Source organism: Halosimplex rarum, from assembly GCF_047715405.1.
In the GTDB taxonomy this organism is placed as follows: Archaea; Halobacteriota; Halobacteria; order Halobacteriales; family Haloarculaceae; genus Halosimplex; species Halosimplex rarum.
On the sequence record NZ_CP180412.1, the window covers coordinates 4458580 to 4477003 of the forward strand.

The window sequence follows — 18424 nt, forward strand, 5'->3', positions numbered from 1 at the left end:
GTCTACCGGTCGACGTTCGCTCCGACCCCACTCACCGCTCACCCCCCGACTCCGCGATGTCCTGCTCGGAGGCGAGCCTGCTCATTGCCTCGTCGGCGTCGGCGATACGGTCCGTCTGCGCGTCGAGTTCCTCGGCGATCACCGCGGTCTCGGTGGCGATCTGGTCGGCGGCGGTCGTGGTCTGTTCGACCATGCTCGCGACTTCCTCGGTCGAGGCCGCCTGCTGGTCGGTCGCAGCCGCGACCTCGGTGATGCCGTCGCTCACTTCCGAGACAGCGCCGTGGATGTCGTCGAGGATCGCGACGGCGTCGTCGACCGACTCGATGCCGCGGTCGATCCGCTCGTTGTTCGCGTCCAGCGAGTCCACCGCGCTCGCCGTATCGTCCTTGATCGCGCCGACGACCGACTCGATCTCGCTGGCGTAGCTCTGGGACTCCTCGGCGAGGCTCTTGACCTCGTCGGCGACGACGGCGAAGCCTTCGCCTGCCTCACCCGCGCGAGCGGCCTCGATGGAGGCGTTGAGCGCGAGCATGTTCGTCTGGTCCGCGATGTCGTTGATCACCTCGACGATCTCGTCGATCTCCTGAACGCTTCCGTGGATCTCCTGGACGTCCCGGGAGACGTCCCCAGCGGCGTCCTGGATCTGTCCCATCGCCGCTCGCACTTCCGTGGCCGACTCCTGTCCCTCGTCGGCGAGTTCCTTCGCCTCTCGGCTGGCCGAGGACACCTCCTCCGAGGACGACGCGATCTCCTCGACGGCCGCCGAGAGGTTCGATATCTCGTCGGAGACCTGCTGCATCCCCTCGTACTGCTCGGCCGTCCCGTCGCGGATGTCGCCCAGCCGACGAGCGATCTCGATCGACGACTCGTGCAGCTCTGCGATCGACGTCTGGACGTCGTTCGCCGCCTCGTGATCGTACTCCTGGTCGACGTCGATGTCCTCGTCGACGTCCGCTTCGACCTCGTCCAGGTCGTTCGAAACGGCATCTCCGAGATTCCGCTCGTTCAATGTTTCCGACCCCGGACCGTCTCCGGGCCGCCCAGTGTTCGGTGACATAGGCGATGCTGAGGAATTGGTACGTATAACGTTCAGCGTCCAGTTATGATCCCTGATACTCTGGAAATTATTTATATTCTCTCAAAATTTTGTGTTTATTATCGTAACAAACGGATGCGAGTTTACATCTGTGTGGTTTATATCGATGTAGGCTAACGTTGTGATAGATGGGTGGCGCCGGTGACAGACGGAAGGCAGTCGAAGCGTTTCAGAAAGCCGGACTGACGGAGTACGAGGCGGGGTGTTTCGTCGCGCTGTCGCGGTTCGGGGCCGGGACGGCGAAGGGCGTCGCCGAGATCTCCGACCTGCCGCGAACTCGAGTGTACGACCTCGCGGAGCGACTCCAGGATCGCGGGCTCGTGGAGATCCGCGAGGGGAACCCTCGCGAGTTCCGCGCCGTCGATCCCGACCTCGCCGTCGAGAAACTCCGGCGGGAACACAGCGAACACCTCGAATCCGCGGCCGGCGCGCTCCGGGCCGTCGCGACTCCCCAGCGGAGCGATTCCACGAGCGGCCCCTGGCGGATCGAGGGGCAGCAGGACGTGATCGAACGAGAACAGTTCGTGGCCGCACGGGCCGAGACCGAGCTGTTCGGTTTCTTCACGTCGGTCGCGTCGTTCGACGACGACTGCTTTCGTCAGGTGCAGTACGCGATAGACCGGGGGGTCAGTGTCGTGCTCGGCGCAAGCGACGAGGACCTCCGCGTCGACCTCCGGGAACGCTTTCCGGACGCGACGGTCTGGAGTCCGTCGCTGGACTGGCAAACGCTGGAGACGGACGGCTCTCAGCTGAGTCGCCTGGTGATGGCCGATCGATCGGTGGTGTTACTCGCGTCCCTGCGGGAGAACGGAGGAACGCTCGAGGAGACCGCCGTCTGGGGCGAAGGCGACGACAGCGAACTCGTGATATTCTGCCGGAACCTCCTCGGGGTGCACCTCGACGAGGTGACGGACGACGGCTCACCGGGTCTCCCGCTCTGAGGTCCGTCGCCGCGGTAGCTGGGGGCTGTCGCCTCGTGACACCGGGACGCCGGCGAGCGAGTGGCCGGTCGGCTCCGCCCCGTCGTCGAGCGCACGCGCGGCGGCTTCGGCGGCGCCGCGAGTCGGTGGCACCGTCCGGAACCGATGGTGGGACCTCCCGCCCGGCACGCGATCACCCGTTCGACTCCTCGCCGAGGTTGAGTGCGGTGGCGAGCCGCGTGGAGATGACCTGTTCGACCATGGCGAGCAGATGCTCGTCGTCGGCCGTGTAATCGGCGAAGATGCCGAGCGGTATCTCGCCGCCGGCCATGTCGTAGTGGCCGCCGGCCGTCCCTACGTCGCCGAACGCGTCGTCGAGCGCGTCGCCGAGGTGGACGCGCGGGTCGGGCGAGCGGCCGCTGAGATGGATCGCCCCGTCGACGATCCCGAAGACGATAGCGGTCTCGACGCCTTCCAGCGTCGAGAGATAGTCGGCGGCCTGCGGGAGCGCGTCGCGCTCGGTCGTCCGGCCGGCGTGCGAGATGAGGACCGCGCCGCGCGTCCGCCGGTTCTCGATGGCGGTCGCGATGGCGTCGAGGGTCGCGCCCGTGACCGACGACGAGGAGAGCTGGCGGAGCAGGTCGAGGTCGGCGTGCTCGTGGAGGAACCCGGCGGCGTCGTACTCGGCGCGGGTCGTCCCGCGGAGGAACTCCAGGGTCTCCCGTCGGATGGCGAACAGGAGCGCCGTCGCGAGCTCGGCGTCGAGGTCGACGTCGAGGTCGCGGACGTACTCCGTGAGGATGGTGGCAGTCGCGCCGATGTCCTCCCGGTGGTCGACGAAGCGAGCGTCGATCGCCTCGGCCGGGTGGTGGTCGACGACGACGTCGACGGGCGTCCCCTCGGGGACGCGGTTGTTCCGGCCGGGGATGGAGTGGTCGACGAACGCGAGCAGCGCTCCCTCGGGCCGGTCGCGGACCATCGCGGGGTCGAACGGCTCGAGTTCGATGTCGAGGAGGCTGACGAACGCCCGGTTCTGCTGGTGAGAGATGTCGCCGCTGTAGAGGATGCGCCGCTCGTCGATGCCGGCGGCGGCGGCGATCTGCACCAGCGCGAGCGCGCTCGCGAGGCAGTCCGGATCGGGGTTGTTGTGACAGACGATGGAGATACTGTCGCCCTCGACGAGGCGGTCGTGGAGCTGGCGGGCCTTGCTCATGGTCTTCCGGGGCCGACTGTCTCCGGACGTCGGGGATATGCGGGCGAATAGCGGCGCGGGCGGCAAAACCCTGTGGCCGGCACACTCAGCCGACGCGGCGACTGCCGCGCCGACGGACGTCCCGTTCACGGACGGGTCGGCCTTCACGTTCATGCAGAACAGAGTTGCTGAGCCTGACCGAAGGATCGGTGGTGAAGACACGAATGGACACGGATCCGGAGCGCCGGCGGTACTACCCCGAGGCGGAGAACGTCCCCCTCAGCGAGGCCGTCCGCGAGGCGATCGCCGCCCACGACGACGCGTCGCTGTCGACCACCGATCTGGCGCTCTACGACCACGTCGACCCGGACGCGCTCGACGGACTGTTCAGGACCGACGGCGACGTGGACGTCTCCGTCCAGATACGTCTCGAAGACGTGACCGTCAGCGTCTGGAGCGACGGCGGCGTCGACATCCGCGTCACGGACACGATCGAGTAACCCCTCGGCGGCCCGCCTCCGTATTAGGTGTTTCAGGCTTACAGCAGACCCCTAATAGGTATGTAGACAACCTCTTTCAGGAACCGGTCGCGCTATCCGGGTGTGAACGCACGACGCCACGCGAACGACGCGGATCGAACGGCCGGGGGTCGATAGCCCGTGAGTGACGCGGCGCGACATCCACGGGTGTTGGACCTCCCGCGCGACGAGCGAGGGCTCGCGACGACGCGGGTCGCACTCCGTCGAGTTCAGGAACTCCTGCCCGAGTTCCTCGTCGACCTCGTGACCGGGGCCGACGCGGACGGGCTCGTCGTCCCGCTAGACGGCGGAGTCGACGCGGCAGCGGCCGCCGCGCTGGCCGTCGACGCGGTCGGCGCCGAGGACGTGCTCGGCCTGATCACGCCCGCTGGGCTGACCGACGAAGCGACGGCGAGCACGGCCGAGGCGGTCGCGGAGATGCTCGGGATCGAGCACCGGCGACTCCAGCTGCAGCCGGTCGTCGCGGCCTTTCAGGAGGTGGTCGGCGAGGCCGGCGGGCCCGCGGACGACCTCGTCGCGACGGACAACGCGGTCGAGCGCTTCCGGACGGCGGTGGCCTACTACGTCGCCAACCGGCGGAACGCGCTCGTCGTGGGGCCGGTGAACCGGACCGACCGCCTGCTCGGGTCGGCGACGAAGTACGGCGAGACGGGCGTGGACTGCTTCCTGTTCGGTGACCTCTACCGGACGGAAGTCCGCGCGCTCGCTCGGGCGATGGACCTGCCGGTCGAGATGCTCGACGGGACGCCGCGACGGGGGCCGCACGAGCCCGACGACGCGGCCGAACTCGGCGTCGACGCCGAGGCGGTCGACCGGGCGCTCAGGCTGCACGTCGACGAAGGACGGGACGCGGGGGCGGTGGCCGACCGGCTCGGGATCGACCGATCGGTGGTCACCCGCCTCGCCGACTGGTGCGCGGCGACCCGGCACAAGCGCCACCAGCCGCCCAAGCCGTCGACGAACCGCTGACCCGGGTCGAAGCGCGACTGAGCGGCGTTCGCCGGGATCCGGGCGGTAGCCATAAGGTTCGGACTTCCCAAACACGGGTGTGGACCCGTCACGCGTGAGTCCGCGGACGGTCGCGCTCGCCCTCCTCTGCGTCGCGGTGATCGCCTTCGCGGCGGCGACGCTGGACACGACGACGAACCCGAATCCGGACTTCGGGATGGGGTACACGGGGGTGGCCGACGACCGGGGAGGCGAGCGGACGCCGACTGACGAGCCCTCCGGCGACAGCGAGCAGGGGGACGCCCCCCTCGACTTCGACACCGATCCCGGAGCGCCGTTCCAGTTCTGCGTCCAGTGGCTCCAGCAGCCGCTGGTCCAGCTGCTGCTCGTGTTCGGGCTCGTCGGCGTCTTCGCCGTCGGTCGCTGGCTCGACGACGCGGCGACGGGACTGGCCGGCGTGTTCATCCTCGGCTATCCCGGCTTCTTCCTCTACCTGCTGCTCACGTCGTGCCAGCCGGCCCAGCGCGGGTTCCTGGGCCTCTCCGACCAGGGGCGACCCGCTTCGGAAGGCGGCGGGCTGATGGGCGGCCAGACCACCGTCGCGCCGCCGAGTCTGTCGACCAAACTACTGCTCGTGCTCGTCGTCGGGACGCTCGTCGCCGTCGCGGCGCTGGTGCTGACCGGGAATCACGACCAGCGCGACGAACAGGTGACGGGAGAGGAGGACGACGAGCCCGAGCCCGAACCGGCGACCGACGTCGGGGCCATCGGCGCGGCGGCCGGTCGGGCGGCCGACCGCATCGAGGAGACCGACGAGTTCGAGAACGAGGTGTACCGCGCGTGGGCGGCGATGACCGACCACCTCGCGGTCGACCATCCGGAGTCGAGCACGCCGGCGGAGTTCGCGACGGCCGCGACGGCCGCGGGGATGGACCCCGACGACGTAGCACGACTCACCGAGATATTCGAGGAGGTCCGGTACGGCGGCGAGGAGCCGACGGCCGACCGCGAGGAGGCGGCCGTCGAGACGCTGCGACGGATCGAATCGACCTACGCGGAGGAGGGCGACGACGCCGACCAGGGGGCGAGCGGGGCGTGAGTGGGCGGATAACTGCGACCCTCGGGGCACTCCTCGGCGTCGTCGGGCTGGTCGCGATCGCCGCGCCGGGGATCACGACGCCGCTCCCGGCGGGCGACGGGGTCGTCGTCGCGGTCGGCGCGGTACTTCTGCTGGGTGCGCTCGGTCAGATCCAGCGGCGCCGGACCACCGAGCCCGGGTACGCCGAGACGGCGGACGCGGAACTGGCGGTCGACCTGCCGACGCCGGGCGACGACCTGGACCGGCGACTGGACCGGCTGGCGCTGACGCGGTTCAACGAGGCCGAGCGCCACCGGCTCCGCGAGGAAGTCGGCGAGGTGGCGGTGGCGACGCTCCAGCGCCGCGAGCGCTGCTCGGCCGAGGAGGCCGAGCGGGCGCTCAGCGAAGGGACGTGGACCGACGACCCGTTCGCGGCGGCGTTTTTCACCGGGCGGGCGCCGGAGGCCGACGCGACCGACCGAGTGCGCGAGCTGCTCCACCGGGAGTCACCGTTCAAGCGCCGCGCGATCCGCGCAATCGGTGAGATCGAGCGCCTGCTGGAGGGGGAAGATGGCTGACGGCGCGCCCGAGCGGTCCGGCGACGAACCCGAGCGTCCCGACGGGGGCACGGCGGTCGATCCGCCGACCTCCGTCGACGACGACGACGTCGCCGGTGACGCCGTCGAACGAGACCGTTCGGCGGAGACGGGGGGAGACGATCGGGCGGGCGGCACTGCCGCCGATCAGGCGCCCGAGGCCGACGACGGGTCGCAACCGACGACTGCCGCCGCGGGGCCGGCGGCGACGACGGTCCGGTCGTCGACGCTTCGGTCGACGAACCACTGGGTGGGGTTCGCGGCGGTCTCGTTCCTGTCCGCGGGCCTCGGCGTCGCGCTCAGTTCGCGCCCGCTCCTGCTCGCGGCGGTCGTCGGCGTCGGCTACCTCGCCTACGCGAACGCGACCGAGGCGCCCGAGCCGCGGCTGGCCGTCGAACGGCGGCTCTCGACCGACCGGCCGGAGCCGGGCGACAGCGTCGAGGTGACGGTCGTCGTCGAGAACGTCGGCGACGCCGTCCTGGCGGACCTGCGGGTCGTCGAGCAGGTGCCCGAGGCGCTGGCGGTCACCGACGGACCGGCGCGGGCGGCGACCGCGCTCCGACCGGGCGCGCGGATGACCTTCTCGTACACGGCGCTCGCGCGCCGCGGCGCGTACCGTTTCGACGGGTTGACCGTCCTCGCGCGCAACTCGAGCGGGAGTCGCGAGCGCGAGCTCGACCTCGGAACCGAGTCGGCGTCGATCAGATGCATGGCGCCGATCGACGCGACGGCGGCGGTCCCGCTCCGCGGGCTCACGTCGCCGTACACCGGTCGCGTCTCGACGGACGCCTCCGGGGAAGGCGTCGAGTTCGCCTCGCTGCGGGAGTACGAACACGGCGACTCGCTGAGCCGCATCGACTGGAACACCTATGCCCGCGACGGGACCCTGGCGACGATGGAGTTCCGCGAGGAGCGCATGGCGACGGTCGTGGTCGTCCTCGACCTGCGGAGGGCGGCGTACCTCCAGGCCGGCGACGACGGACTCCACGCGGTCGACCGCGGCATCGACGCCACCCGGCGGATATTCAACTCGCTCCTGGACACCGGCGACCGCGTCGGCCTGGCGGCGTTCGCGAGCGACACCGTCTGGCTGGCGCCGGGCGCGGGCGCGACCCACCAGGCGCGCGCCAGGGAGTTGCTCTCGACCCATTCGGCGCTGTCGCCGACGCCGCCCGAGGGCAGGGTGTACATTCGGTGGCAGCTTCGACGGCTCCAGCAGCGCCTCGACGACGACGCGCAGGTGGTGTTCGTCTCGCCGATGCCCGACGACACGAGCGCGCGCATCGCCCGCTCGCTGCATGTTCGGGGCCACCCCGTCACCGTCGTCAGCCCCGACCCGACCCTCCGGGATACGCCGGGGCGGACGCTCGCGGCCGTCGAGCGGTCGAACCGGCTGAACGACCTGCGGGGGAGCAGCGTCCGCGTCGTCGACTGGGACGCCGACGAGCGACTGGCCGAAGCGCTCGAACGCGCGCGCAGGCGGTGGTCGACGTGATCACCGTCCCGCCGGAGCGTCGCGTGCGGGGGTGGCTGGCGTGAGCGGGACCGAGATCACTCGCCGGCCGGGCGGTCGCTCGCTGCTGGTCTCCGGCGTGGCCGGCGCGACGGCGGCGGCGACGGGACTGGCCGGCGGCGTGACCGGGGCGGGCGTGACCGCGCTCGGAACGCTCGTCCTGCTGGCGGGCGTGCGGACAGCGAACCACCGGGTCGTCGACGTCGGCGGGTTGCTGGCGTTCGTCGGCGTCGTCTTCGCCGCGCTGGGGAACGCCGCGGAACCGGCCGTCCTCGTGGGAACCGCGGCGTCGGTCGTCGCCTGGGACGCCGGCGGGAACGCCGTCTCGCTGGGCGAACAACTCGGCGCCCAGGCCGACACCGCCCGGGCGGAGACGCTCCACGCTGCCACTGGCGCCCTGGTCGGGCTCGTCTCGGCGGGGATCGGACTCACGCTCTTCGAGGTGGGCCCGACCCGCCAGCCCGTCACGACGCTGTTCGTCCTCCTCGTCGCCGCGGCGCTGCTCGTCGTCGCGCTGAATAGATGAACTGATCGGCACCGACGCCACTCAGACGCCGGGGATCGGAACGAACCGGAAGGTGAGATAGGCACCGATCGTCGCGACGGCCGGCACGACGTTCTGCATCAGGACGACCCGCGCAGTGGTCGCCGGGTTGAACAGGTCGCCAGCGGACGGGATGTCCTCGGGGTCTTCCTCGCCGATGGGGGGTAACTCCTCGCCCGCCTCGTCGGCGGCCAGCGCGTCGACGGTGACCGGCGGGGCCTTCTCGCCGGAGACGGCCTCGGGCGCGGTCACGGGTCGGGTCGCCCGGCCCCACCCGAGGCCGACGATGCTCATCGTCGCGATGATGACGAAGCTCGCGGGGATACCGAGCGCGGAGAGGAAGACGACGAGCGTGGAACTGACCGCGGCGACGACGATCGCGGCCGTCAGCGGCAGTTCCGTGATGTCGCTGCCCATGGTCTCCAGCGTCCGTCGGGCGATCGTGAACGCGCCGATAGTGACGGCGATGCCGCCGAGGACGATGGCCGGGTCCATCTGCAGTTCGCCGCTGCCGACCAGCGGCGCGACGGCGTTGGCGATGTTGGACGTCCCGGAACTGAATGCCATCAGACAACCGATGGCGATCACGGTGATCGTCCCGCCCAGCTCTCGGCGGTTGGTCGTCTGGTGGACGCTCGGGATCGGGACCAGGCCCGAGCGGTCGACGTCTAACAGCGGTCCCTCGCTGCGCTCCATGGCGACCAGGCGGTTGAGCCGCGCGTAGAAGTACCGGCCGATGATCAGCGACACCCAGAAGCCGATGATGGGCGAGACGACCCACCAGGTGACGATCTCGCCCATGACGGCCAGATCCAGCACGCCGCCGGCGAGGCCGAGGCCCGCGATGGCGCCGACGGCCGTCATCGAGGTGGATGCCGGCACGCCGAAGACGTTGCCGATCAGCAGCGCGACGCCGATGAAAAAGAGGACGACGATGGACGATTCGAGCGTGAACACGCCGCTGTCGACCACCAGTTCCGAGCCGAGCTTCGTCACGACGTTGCGCCCGATGGTCCATGCGCCGAGGAAGAAGAACACGCCCATCAGCGCCGCCGCGGCCGTCTTCGAGATGGCGTCGGCACCGACGGCCGGCCCGAACGCCGGCCCCGTCGTCGATCCGCCGATGTTGTACGCGACGAACATCGCCACGAGCACCCCGACGACGAGCAGGAGCTGGACCATCAGTTCCCCCCGTCCGCGTCCTCGGCGTCGCCGTCCGCCGCCTCTAGCTGTTCCTCGACAGTCTCGCTGACCTTCTCCTCGACGGTCTCTTCTACCGTCTCTTCGACGGTTTCGCCCACCGTCTCCTCGACGGTCTCTTCCACCGTCTCTTCGACAGTTTCGCCCACCGTCTCCTCGACGGTCTCTTCCACCGTCTCTTCGACAGTTTCGCCCACCGTCTCCTCGACGGTTTCGCCGACGGTCTCCTCCACCGTTTCTTCGACGGCTTCCCCGACTTTCTCCTCGACCGTCTCTTCGACGGTTTCCTCGACGGTTTCGCCCACCGTCTCCTCGACGGTCTCGCCGACTTTCTCCTCGACGGTCTCGCCGACTTTCGCTTCGACCGTCTCGCCGACCGTCTCCTCGACGGTTTCGCCGACGGTCTCTTCGACGGTCTCCTCGACCGTCTCGCCGACCTTCTGTTCGACGGTCTCGTCGACGGTTTCGCCGACGGTCTTCTCGACGGTCTCGCCGACCGTTTCCTCGACGGTCTCACCGACGGTCTCTTCGACGGTTTCCTCGACCGTTTCGCCGACCTTTTGCTCGACGGTCTCGTCGACGGTCTCCTCGACCGTCTCCTTGACCGCGGTGGTCATCCAGTCGGGGTCGAACCGGGCCATCTTCCAGACGACGTGGATCAGGTAGGATATCAGGACGCCGAAACCGAACGCCAGCCCGACGGCGTTGTTGACCACCATGATCAGCCCCACCGAGAGCGCGATCAACAGCCCGTACGCGAGGTCGACGACGGAGTCGACGCGGCTCGGATTCACGGTTCACCCGGACCGTCTCCGAGCGATGTAGTTGCGAGAGCCCGCCGCTGCCGACCGGATTGGAGAGAAAACACGTGTATCTCTATAGAGTGATCCTCGACCCAAGTACTTTGCCAAAGACGACCGGCAGCGTTCGAGCGGTGAGGCCGCTCGAGACCGCCGGTGGTTCCCGGGGTTCACCCCTCCGTGATGAACGAGTTGCGCACCAGCGCGCCGTTCGCGTGCGTCGAGCGGCGCAACGCGTCGGAACGGAGGTGGGAACGCGGCGTGAACGCGAGTGCGCTGAAAACCCGCCCGGGGCAGTCGCCTCACGTCGATGACCGGCCGACCGTCGGAGCGCGCCTCGCCCCGGGCGCGTCGGGTCCCGGTGCGGTACCGTCGCCGAATATCGTCCCGTCGCCGGTCAGTGGCTCGGATCCGGCCGCGGGGCCCTCGGAGACCTGCTCCTCGACGAAGCCGACGCGGACCACCATCTCGCGGTCGAACTCCGCGGTCAGCTGGTCGTCCCATCGCTGAGCGAGGCCGGGCGGTGCCGTCGCGTCGCGCGGGAGGCCGACGAGCACGTTCACACGCGGCTGGTCTCCCAGGAGCAGGTCGATGGGTTCGTAGTCGACGCCGACCGAGAGGAGTTCGACGCCCTCGATATCGGCCTCGTCGAACCGCTGTTCGAGTTCGTCCGTGACCCGCTGTTCGAACGACTGGGTCTGATAGGTCGTCCAGGTGACGGCGCCGAGGCCCAGCGAGAGGACGGCGATGGCGATGGCGATGACCGCGATGCGGGAGAACACGGACGCGCGCACCCCTTCGAACCGCCCGGCATCGAGCGGTTTGAACCCGGCGAGGTAGAACAGGACGAGCGCCGAGACGTTGATCGCCAGCAGGTTCACGACCACGAGGACGGCGGCCGCGAGCGCCACGGGCGGCAGTCCGAACGCGATGCCGAGCCCGGCGGTCGCCGCGGGCGGGACGAGCGCGACGGCGATCGCGACGCCGACGAGCGTCGAACCCGAGCCGCGCATGATGCTGATCGACCCGGCGATCCCCGAGCCGAGGGCGAGAAACAGCGACAGGAAGTTCGGGCTCGTCCGTTCGGCGATCTGCGGGATTGTCGTGATGTCGAGTCCGGGCGGGAGCAGGATCGTCCGCTGGAGGAGCCACCCCATGACGGCCGCCGTCAGGACGGCCGCGACGAGGCCGGCGGCCTGGAGCGCGACGCCCCGGCGAGCCATCTCGGGCTCGTCGAGGATCGTCCCCACGGACGCGGAGATTGCTGGTCCCATCAGCGGGGCGACGACCATCGCGCCGATGATAGTCGCCGCCGAGTCGAGCAGCAGACCGGTCGTCGCGATGACGGTGCTCAACAGGATGAAGGCGAAGAACGTCGAGTTCGCCGGTGCGAGTTCCTCGGCGCGAGCGTACAGCTCCTCGCGGGAGATCCGGAGTCCGGGGAATCGCTCGACGAGCGTCGAGAGCCGCTGGGAGACGACCGTCTCCGTCGGCATCACGATGGTGTAGGAGTCCTCGCGGATCCCGGCAGTCACGAGGTCTTCCAGCACCGGTTCGACCCCGCCGGGCGGGACCGGGAACTGCACCATCGCCTCGAAGTCGCCGCGGCCGACCTCGTCGAACACCGCGTAGTCGATCCCCTCCTCGTCGAGCGCGTCGAGGACGGGCGAGCGATTCCCCTCCGGGATCAGGACTTGAACGAGTCGCATGGCCATATCGGGTGGTATCGTCGGCGGACCGAGTCGAGACCCTTCGAACGGGGGTACCCAGGCGACGACCGCCGGGAGTCTGTGTGTGTCGCGATCCGAAGGGACGGCGGCGCCCGACCAGTCGCGCCGCGGCGGGGTGGCGTTACCCCGCGACCTCTTCGGCGGCGAACGTCTCGCGGAGCTGCGTCTCGTCCTCGGGCGAGAGGTTCGTCTCGATGATCTGGAAGTCCGTGTCCTCCGTCTCTTCGGCGATGCGATCCAGGTTGGCGTCACGCGTGAGGAGGAACAGCGCCGAGTGGCCGGGCTCGACCGTCTCGCTGACCTCTTTGATGAACGAGTCGTCGATACCGATGTCCCCGAGTTTCCCGGAGACCGCTCCGCCGGCCGCGCCCGCGAGCAGACCGAGCCACGGGGCGAAAAAGAGCAGTCCGATCAGCATGCCCCAGAAGGCACCCCCGAGGGCGCCCGACCCGACGAGACTGTGGGCCTGTTTGACCTTCGCGCGGCCGTTCTCCTTCCGGACCATCACCGCGGCGTCCTCGAGTGTGATCAGCTCGCGACGCTGGAAGTCGTACATCTTCTCCCGCATCTGTTCTGCGCCGTCCATGGTGTCGAACGCCAGTACTACGAGCGAACTCATGCGTTCGACCGTGCCAGCGGTTCCCACGTAGTAATAGACAGGCCACCGCCGAGAAGCATCAGTGTAATTGAGTGTAATATCAATTGTCACCGCGTAAGTCGGGCTTTCGTCGAGGGCCACTGCTCTGGCCATCCAGTAGACGCAACCGAGCACGGGCGCGTTCCCGTCGGTACGTTCGTGCTATCGAGACGCCACGGACCGAAAAAAACCGCCGGTGCGAGCCCGCTCACCCGCTCCTGAGCTCGCCCATCGCCTCGCTACCGCTCGCGACGCCGCCGCGCCGGCCGACGTAGCCGACGTACACCAGCAGGAGGCCGGTCGACAGCAGGTGGAGCCCGGTCAGGAGCCCGACGGCCCACGCCGCGGTGCTCGGGAAGCCCGCCCAGAGCAGGCCGGCCAGCACGAGCGAGACGGCACCGCTCGCGACGTACCAGAACCAGTGTGGCTCGGCCCGTCGCTGGACGCCCACCGCGATCTCGATGAGTCCCTCGACCGCGAAGTACACGATGAGCAGGAGCGTCACCGTCGTGAGGCCGATCACGGGGTTGGCCAGCAACGAGATACCCGCGACCGCGTAGAGGATCGCGAGCGCGAGCTGCCAGAGCGTCCCGGCCAACCCGCCGACCGTGAACGCGTTGACGACGTGCCCGAGCGCGCCGAACACGAGCAACGCGCCGAGCAGGATCGAGACCGTGACGCCGGTGACGAACGGTGCCGCGACCGCCAACACGCCGAGCACGGTGATCAGGACGCCGACGCCCATCAGGTACCGCCAGCTCCGCCGTGAGTTCGCCGAAACCATCGAGGATGTGTCTGTGCTCATTGTCTCTCGCTAGCACGTAGGCTACATCCCGTCATAACCGTATTCGTGATGCTGTGTTGATATTGTTGCCCGTTCGAACTGTATTGCCGAGAGTTGCATACGGCTACCCGAGAAGGGGAGGCTTTCTCGGCCGCTGCCGGAGTTCGGTGACGGCGGACGGGACGGGGTCGTAGTGCGCTGCGGCGGGCTGGGCCGGTCGGCGGGGTACCGTCGGCCAGCGCTCGCGCGGCTGGCCACCGATCGGGTTTCAACTGGGAACAACAGATTTGTCGCGCCCGGCCCTCTCCCGGAACCGAGATGGGACGAGATTCGTCGCCGCCAGCGAGCCCCGCGGGGGTCCGGAGACGGGCGAGCGCGGCGCTCCGAGGCCGGTCCGACGACCACCTCGCGGCTGGTGTCGACTCGACGGTCGAGCGGGGGAGGGGGAGCGAGTGACCGACGCGTACTACCTCGTGAGCGACCTCCACATCGGCGGCGACGAGCAGTTGCGACACGTCGACTTCCGCGAGGAACTGATCGAGTTCCTCCGAGGGCTGGAGCGAAGCGACGAGGACGCGGAGCTGCTGATCAACGGCGACGCGTTCGGGCTGTGGGAGTTCACAGAAGTAGAGGGGACGGAGAAGTTCGACGCGCTGGTCGCCGACTATCCGGAGTTGTTCGCGCAGTTGCGGGCGACGGGCGAGCGGGTCCCGATCACGCTCATCCCGGGAAACCACGACTACGAACTCGCCGCCCACGACGAGTACGTCGAGCGCCTCGCGGCCTACAACGTCACGCTCGACCAGTCGGTGTCGCTCACGCGCGAGGTCGGGGACGCCGTCGTCCACGTCGAACACGGGATGCAAGAGGACCCCAACAACCGGATCCCCGACTTCGGGAACCCCTACGCGAACCCGCCGGGGTACTTCGTGAACCGGCAGATCACGAGCCGAGCGGGGCGGCTCTCGGGCCGCGGCAAGTACAACTGGCTCAGGGACATCCAGGCGGTGACGCCGATGACGCAGATCCCGGACTGGTTGATCTCGAACTACTTCTACCGGGAGATGAGCACCTGGCTCCGGTTCGCGGTCGTCCCCTTCCTCCTCCTGTTCAACGCCGGCGTGCTCTCAGTCGGCGTCTACGCGCTCGACGTGACCGGCATCTGGTCGCTCCCGATGCGAGCCGTCGAGGACGTGCTCGGGCTGTTCGGACCGGTCGGTCGGCTCGCCGACTTCCTCCTCGCGGCCAACCTCGTGGTCGTCAGTCTGCTGCTCGTGATATCGGTCCCGCTGTACGTCTTCTTCAGGGACGTCCGGAAGACGCTCCGGCGGTTCGGACTCGTCCGGGAGGGCCCCGGCGAAGATCCGGTCGAGAAGTACCTCGACCGGGCCAGAGACGTGTTCCGGGCGGACCCGACAGTGGCCGTGTACGTCTACGGCCACACCCACCGGCCCTCGACGACCGAGGTGGGCGACCGGCTCGTCGTCAACACCGGGACGTGGTTGAAACGGCTTCACCGAGTCGACCCGGTCGTCGGCACCCTCCCGCCGGTCTACTACTCGTCGTTCCGGCTCAACTACTTCCGGCTCACCGCGGCCGACGGCGGCGGCGTCCGCGTCGAGTACGAGGTGATCGACAAACCGGACCCGAACGACGAGACGCTGCTCGAACGGCTCGTCACCCGACCGCCGACGCAGCAGCCGGCGATCCCCGAGCAGACGGTCGTCGACCCGCCGCGTGGACGGGAGGCGGCGCAGTGGCAGTCGACGACGGACGAGTGACCCCTCGGGCGAGAGGTGACCCCGTTGAGACCCGTCGGTCCGCCGCCCCAGATAAGTCGCTGGGGCGTCACGTTCACGTATGCCCATCGACACCCTCGCCGGCGAGGCCCGCGCCGTCGACACGCACGCTCACCAGCCCACGTCGGTGTTCCTCGAAGACGCGGGCGGCCAGCTGATGCGCGACGCGGCCGGGAAGTTCGGGACCGACCTCGAGACCTGGAGCTACGAGGAGATGGTCGCCGAGTACCGCGAGGCGGGGGTCGGCCGTGCCGTCCTGCTGGGGTGGGACGCGGAGACGAACACCGGGAACCCGCCGGTCCCGAACGAGCACGTCGCCGAGGTGCGCGACGACTATCCCGACTTCTTCGTCGGGTTCGGGAGCGTCGACCCGCACAAGGACGACTGCGTCGACGAGGCCCGCCGCTGCGTCGAGGACCTGGCCCTCTCCGGGTTCAAGTTCCAGCAGATCGCCCAGGGGTTCGACCCGAGCGACCCCGCCCACGAGGAGCTGTGGGCGACCATCGAGGAGCTGGGCGTGCCGGTCGTCTTCCACGGCGGCAACTCGACGCTGGGGGCCGGCACGCCGGGCGGACGCGGCCTGCGGATCAAGTACGGGAACCCGATGCTGATCGACGACGTGGCCGCACGCCATCCCGATCTAGAGATCCTGATCGCCCACCCCGCGTTCCCGTGGGAGCGAGAGCAACTGGCGATCTGCCAGCAGAAGGGCAACGTGTACATGGACCTGTCGGGGTGGCTGCCGAAGTACATCGACGAGCAGGTGCTCCACTACGCGAAGACGATGCTGCAGGACAAGGTGATGTTCGGGACGGACTACCCGATGATCCGGCCGGAGACATGGCTCGACCAGTTCGAAACCCACTGCGATTTCTCCGAGGAGGTCCAGCGGAAACTGCTCTGGGAGAACGCCGAGCGGTTCCTCGGGTTGTGACGGTGCGTAATGGACGCGCGTCCACGCCGCGGCGGCGACGGGCCACGTTTATCGGCACGCCTGTCCACTGTCGATTATGAACGCGAACGACGCGGCTGCCCGGGGGGCTCGGCTCGGCGTCGACGTCGGCGGGACATTCACCGACGTGGCGCTGCTGGTCGACGGCGATCTCACGACCGCGAAGGTCCCAACCACGGAGGACCAGAGCCGCGGCGTCGTCCGCGGGATCGACGTCGCCTGCGAGGCGGCGGGCGTCGATCCCTCGGCCGTCGAGGGGTTCCGCCACGCGACGACCGCCGCGGTCAACGCCGTCCTCGAAGGCGAGGGGGCGCGGACGGCGCTCGTGACGACCGAGGGCTTCGGGGACGTCCTCGAGATCGGCCGGCAGGACCGCCCCGCTCTCTACGACCTCTCGGCGACCAAACCCGAGCCGCTGGTCCCGCGCGAGCGGCGCTTCGAAGTCGCCGAACGTGCGACGACCGAGGGAGTCGAGACGCCCGTCGACCCCGACTCGGTCCGCGACCTCGCCGAACGGCTCGACGGCGACTGCGAGAGCGTCGCCGTGTCGCTGCTGCACGCCTACGCTCACCCAAAGAACGAGCAGCGGGTGGCTGAGATACTCCGCGAAGAACTCGACGTGCCGGTCTCGGCGAGCCACGAGGTGCTCGCCGAGTTCCGCGAGTACGAGCGGACGGCGACGACGGTCGCGGACGCCTACGTGACGCCCGTGATCGACGACTACCTCGCGCGGCTGACCGAGCGGGCAGCGGAGATGGACGTCCCAGCGCCGCGCGTGATGCAGTCGAACGGCGGCATCGCCGATGCCGGCACCGTCCGCGAGCGCGCGGTCACGACGCTCCTGTCGGGGCCGGCGGCGGGCGTCGTCGGCGCGGCGCGCTTCGAGCGAACGGACCACGAGGGGCTCGTCACCTTCGACATGGGCGGCACCTCCTCGGACGTGAGTCTCGTCCGCGAGGGGAGCGTCGAGCGGACGACCGACGCGACGGTCGGCGGCCACCCCGTCGGCGTCCCGATGGTCGACGTGCACACGGTCGGCGCGGGCGGGGGCTCCATCGCCTGGGTCGACGAGGGCGGGGCGCTTCGCGTCGGGCCGAAGTCGGCGGGTGCCGACCCCGGTCCCGTCTGCTACGGCAAGGGCGGCGAGGAACCCACGGTCACCGACGCGGCGGCCGTGCTGGGGTACCTCGGCGCGGACACCACGCTCGGGGAGGATCTGCAGATCGACCCCGACAGGGCCGAGGCGGTCATGGAGGACCTCGCCGACGAGGCGGGGCTGGACACGGTGATCGACGCCGCACAGGGAGTGTATCGCGTGGCGAACGCGACGATGGCCCGCGCCATCCGCGGTGTGACGGTCGAACGGGGCCACGACCCGCGACCCTTCGCGCTCGCGGCCTTCGGCGGCGCCGGGCCGATGCACGCCGCAGCTCTGGCGGACGAACTGGGGATCGAGACCGTGCTCGTCCCGCCCGGTAACGGCGTCCTGTCGGCGCTGGGCCTGCTCGCCGCCGACGAGCGCCACGACGCGACCCGCACGCACCGCGGACCGCTCGCGGCCCTCGACATCGAGGCCGTCGAGGCGGTGTTCGGCGAGTTGACCGAGGAGGTGCTCGCGGACGCGAGCGACCCCGACGCCGTAACCGTCGAGCGGCAGGTCGAGTGTCGCTACGAGGGCCAGAGCTTCGAACTCCCCGTCGACGCACCCGACCCGTTCGACGCCGACACCGTTCGCGAGCGGTTCCACGCCGAGCACGAGCGCGTCCGGGGCTATCGTATGGACGATCCGGTCGACCTGATCACCTGCCGGGCGACGGCGACTGTCGCGGGCGAGCCGCCCGAAATCGCCTACGACCCCGAAGGCGACCCGCTGCTGGGGAAGCGCGACGTGTTCTCCCCCTCCGGATTCTACCGCGCGCCGGTGTACGACCGCGCCCGGGTGCCCGTCGACGTGAACGTGGACGGCCCGGCCGTCTTCGCCGGCGGCGAGAGCACCGTGGTCCTCCCCCCGGACTGGTCGGCCCACGCGGACGCCGACGGCACGCTCGTGCTGGAGGCGAGCGAGGAATGACTGTTCCTACTCTGACCAACCGAAT

At 69.6% G+C, this 18424-nt stretch carries 17 protein-coding genes; 10 read left to right on the forward strand and 7 right to left on the reverse strand.

Going from position 1 to position 18424, the window contains the following annotated elements:
- Window positions 1-31 precede the first annotated feature (31 nt).
- Entirely contained in the window at window positions 32-1057 is a 1026-nt protein-coding gene (locus ACMGFH_RS21150) for a methyl-accepting chemotaxis protein (protein ID WP_415380590.1), read from the reverse strand.
- Between the two features lie 167 nt (window positions 1058-1224).
- Between ACMGFH_RS21150 and ACMGFH_RS21155 the strand changes: the two genes are divergently transcribed.
- Window positions 1225-2037, forward strand: a complete 813-nt coding sequence (locus tag ACMGFH_RS21155; protein WP_415380591.1) for a TrmB family transcriptional regulator — start codon at window positions 1225-1227, stop codon at window positions 2035-2037.
- A 172-nt stretch (window positions 2038-2209) separates the two neighbouring features.
- Here the strand turns inward: ACMGFH_RS21155 and ACMGFH_RS21160 are convergent, their stop codons facing one another.
- Entirely contained in the window at window positions 2210-3229 is a 1020-nt protein-coding gene (locus ACMGFH_RS21160; RefSeq protein ID WP_415380592.1) for a DHH family phosphoesterase, read from the reverse strand.
- Between the two features lie 203 nt (window positions 3230-3432).
- Here ACMGFH_RS21160 and ACMGFH_RS21165 point away from each other — a divergent pair, with 203 nt between their 5' ends.
- The 6 genes from ACMGFH_RS21165 (at window position 3433) to ACMGFH_RS21190 (ending at window position 8408) form a co-directional block, all read left to right on the forward strand.
- Window positions 3433-3708: a HalOD1 output domain-containing protein gene (locus ACMGFH_RS21165; RefSeq protein WP_415380594.1), complete on the forward strand. Its 276-nt coding sequence runs from the start codon at window positions 3433-3435 to the stop codon at window positions 3706-3708.
- Window positions 3709-3867: 159 nt separating this feature from the next.
- Window positions 3868-4716: an NAD(+) synthase gene (nadE, locus tag ACMGFH_RS21170; protein ID WP_415380596.1), complete on the forward strand. Its 849-nt coding sequence runs from the start codon at window positions 3868-3870 to the stop codon at window positions 4714-4716.
- A 94-nt stretch (window positions 4717-4810) separates the two neighbouring features.
- Entirely contained in the window at window positions 4811-5794 is a 984-nt protein-coding gene (locus tag ACMGFH_RS21175) for a DUF4129 domain-containing protein (protein ID WP_415380597.1), read from the forward strand.
- Complete coding sequence (locus ACMGFH_RS21180; protein WP_415380598.1) at window positions 5791-6351, forward strand: hypothetical protein; 561 nt, start codon at window positions 5791-5793, stop codon at window positions 6349-6351. Before ACMGFH_RS21175 ends, ACMGFH_RS21180 begins: the two co-directional genes overlap by 4 nt.
- Window positions 6344-7864: a DUF58 domain-containing protein gene (locus ACMGFH_RS21185; RefSeq protein WP_415380599.1), complete on the forward strand. Its 1521-nt coding sequence runs from the start codon at window positions 6344-6346 to the stop codon at window positions 7862-7864. The genes ACMGFH_RS21180 and ACMGFH_RS21185 overlap by 8 nt, the downstream gene beginning before the upstream one ends.
- A gap of 40 nt (window positions 7865-7904) precedes the next feature.
- Window positions 7905-8408 (forward strand): hypothetical protein, encoded by a 504-nt coding sequence (locus ACMGFH_RS21190; RefSeq protein WP_415380600.1) that lies wholly within the window; start codon window positions 7905-7907, stop codon window positions 8406-8408.
- Between the two features lie 21 nt (window positions 8409-8429).
- Here ACMGFH_RS21190 and ACMGFH_RS21195 read toward each other — a convergent pair whose 3' ends face one another.
- From ACMGFH_RS21195 to ACMGFH_RS21215, 5 genes are all read right to left on the reverse strand, one after another.
- On the reverse strand, window positions 8430-9608 hold the full coding sequence (locus tag ACMGFH_RS21195) for an inorganic phosphate transporter (protein WP_415380601.1): 1179 nt from the start codon (window positions 9606-9608) through the stop codon (window positions 8430-8432).
- Window positions 9608-10420 carry a hypothetical protein gene (locus ACMGFH_RS21200; RefSeq protein WP_415380602.1) on the reverse strand — a complete coding sequence of 271 codons (813 nt, stop codon included), beginning with the start codon at window positions 10418-10420 and terminating at the stop codon, window positions 9608-9610. The genes ACMGFH_RS21195 and ACMGFH_RS21200 overlap by 1 nt, the downstream gene beginning before the upstream one ends.
- 308 nt (window positions 10421-10728) lie before the next feature.
- The gene (locus ACMGFH_RS21205) at window positions 10729-12135 is read right to left on the reverse strand and encodes a TIGR00341 family protein (protein WP_415380603.1); all 1407 of its coding nucleotides are present in this window, start codon (window positions 12133-12135) and stop codon (window positions 10729-10731) included.
- Window positions 12136-12277: 142 nt separating this feature from the next.
- Window positions 12278-12742, reverse strand: coding sequence for a DUF1269 domain-containing protein (locus ACMGFH_RS21210; protein ID WP_415383292.1), 465 nt, complete (start codon window positions 12740-12742; stop codon window positions 12278-12280).
- Window positions 12743-13001: 259 nt separating this feature from the next.
- A complete protein-coding gene (locus ACMGFH_RS21215) occupies window positions 13002-13598 on the reverse strand; it encodes an HdeD family acid-resistance protein (protein WP_415380604.1) in 597 nt (198 codons plus the stop codon).
- Window positions 13599-14029: 431 nt separating this feature from the next.
- Here ACMGFH_RS21215 and ACMGFH_RS21220 point away from each other — a divergent pair, with 431 nt between their 5' ends.
- From ACMGFH_RS21220 to ACMGFH_RS21230, 3 genes are all read left to right on the forward strand, one after another.
- Window positions 14030-15358, forward strand: coding sequence for a metallophosphoesterase (locus tag ACMGFH_RS21220; protein ID WP_415380605.1), 1329 nt, complete (start codon window positions 14030-14032; stop codon window positions 15356-15358).
- Between the two features lie 79 nt (window positions 15359-15437).
- Window positions 15438-16310, forward strand: coding sequence for an amidohydrolase family protein (locus tag ACMGFH_RS21225; RefSeq protein ID WP_415380606.1), 873 nt, complete (start codon window positions 15438-15440; stop codon window positions 16308-16310).
- Window positions 16311-16386: 76 nt separating this feature from the next.
- Window positions 16387-18399, forward strand: a complete 2013-nt coding sequence (locus ACMGFH_RS21230; protein WP_415380608.1) for a hydantoinase/oxoprolinase family protein — start codon at window positions 16387-16389, stop codon at window positions 18397-18399.
- Window positions 18400-18424 lie beyond the last annotated feature (25 nt).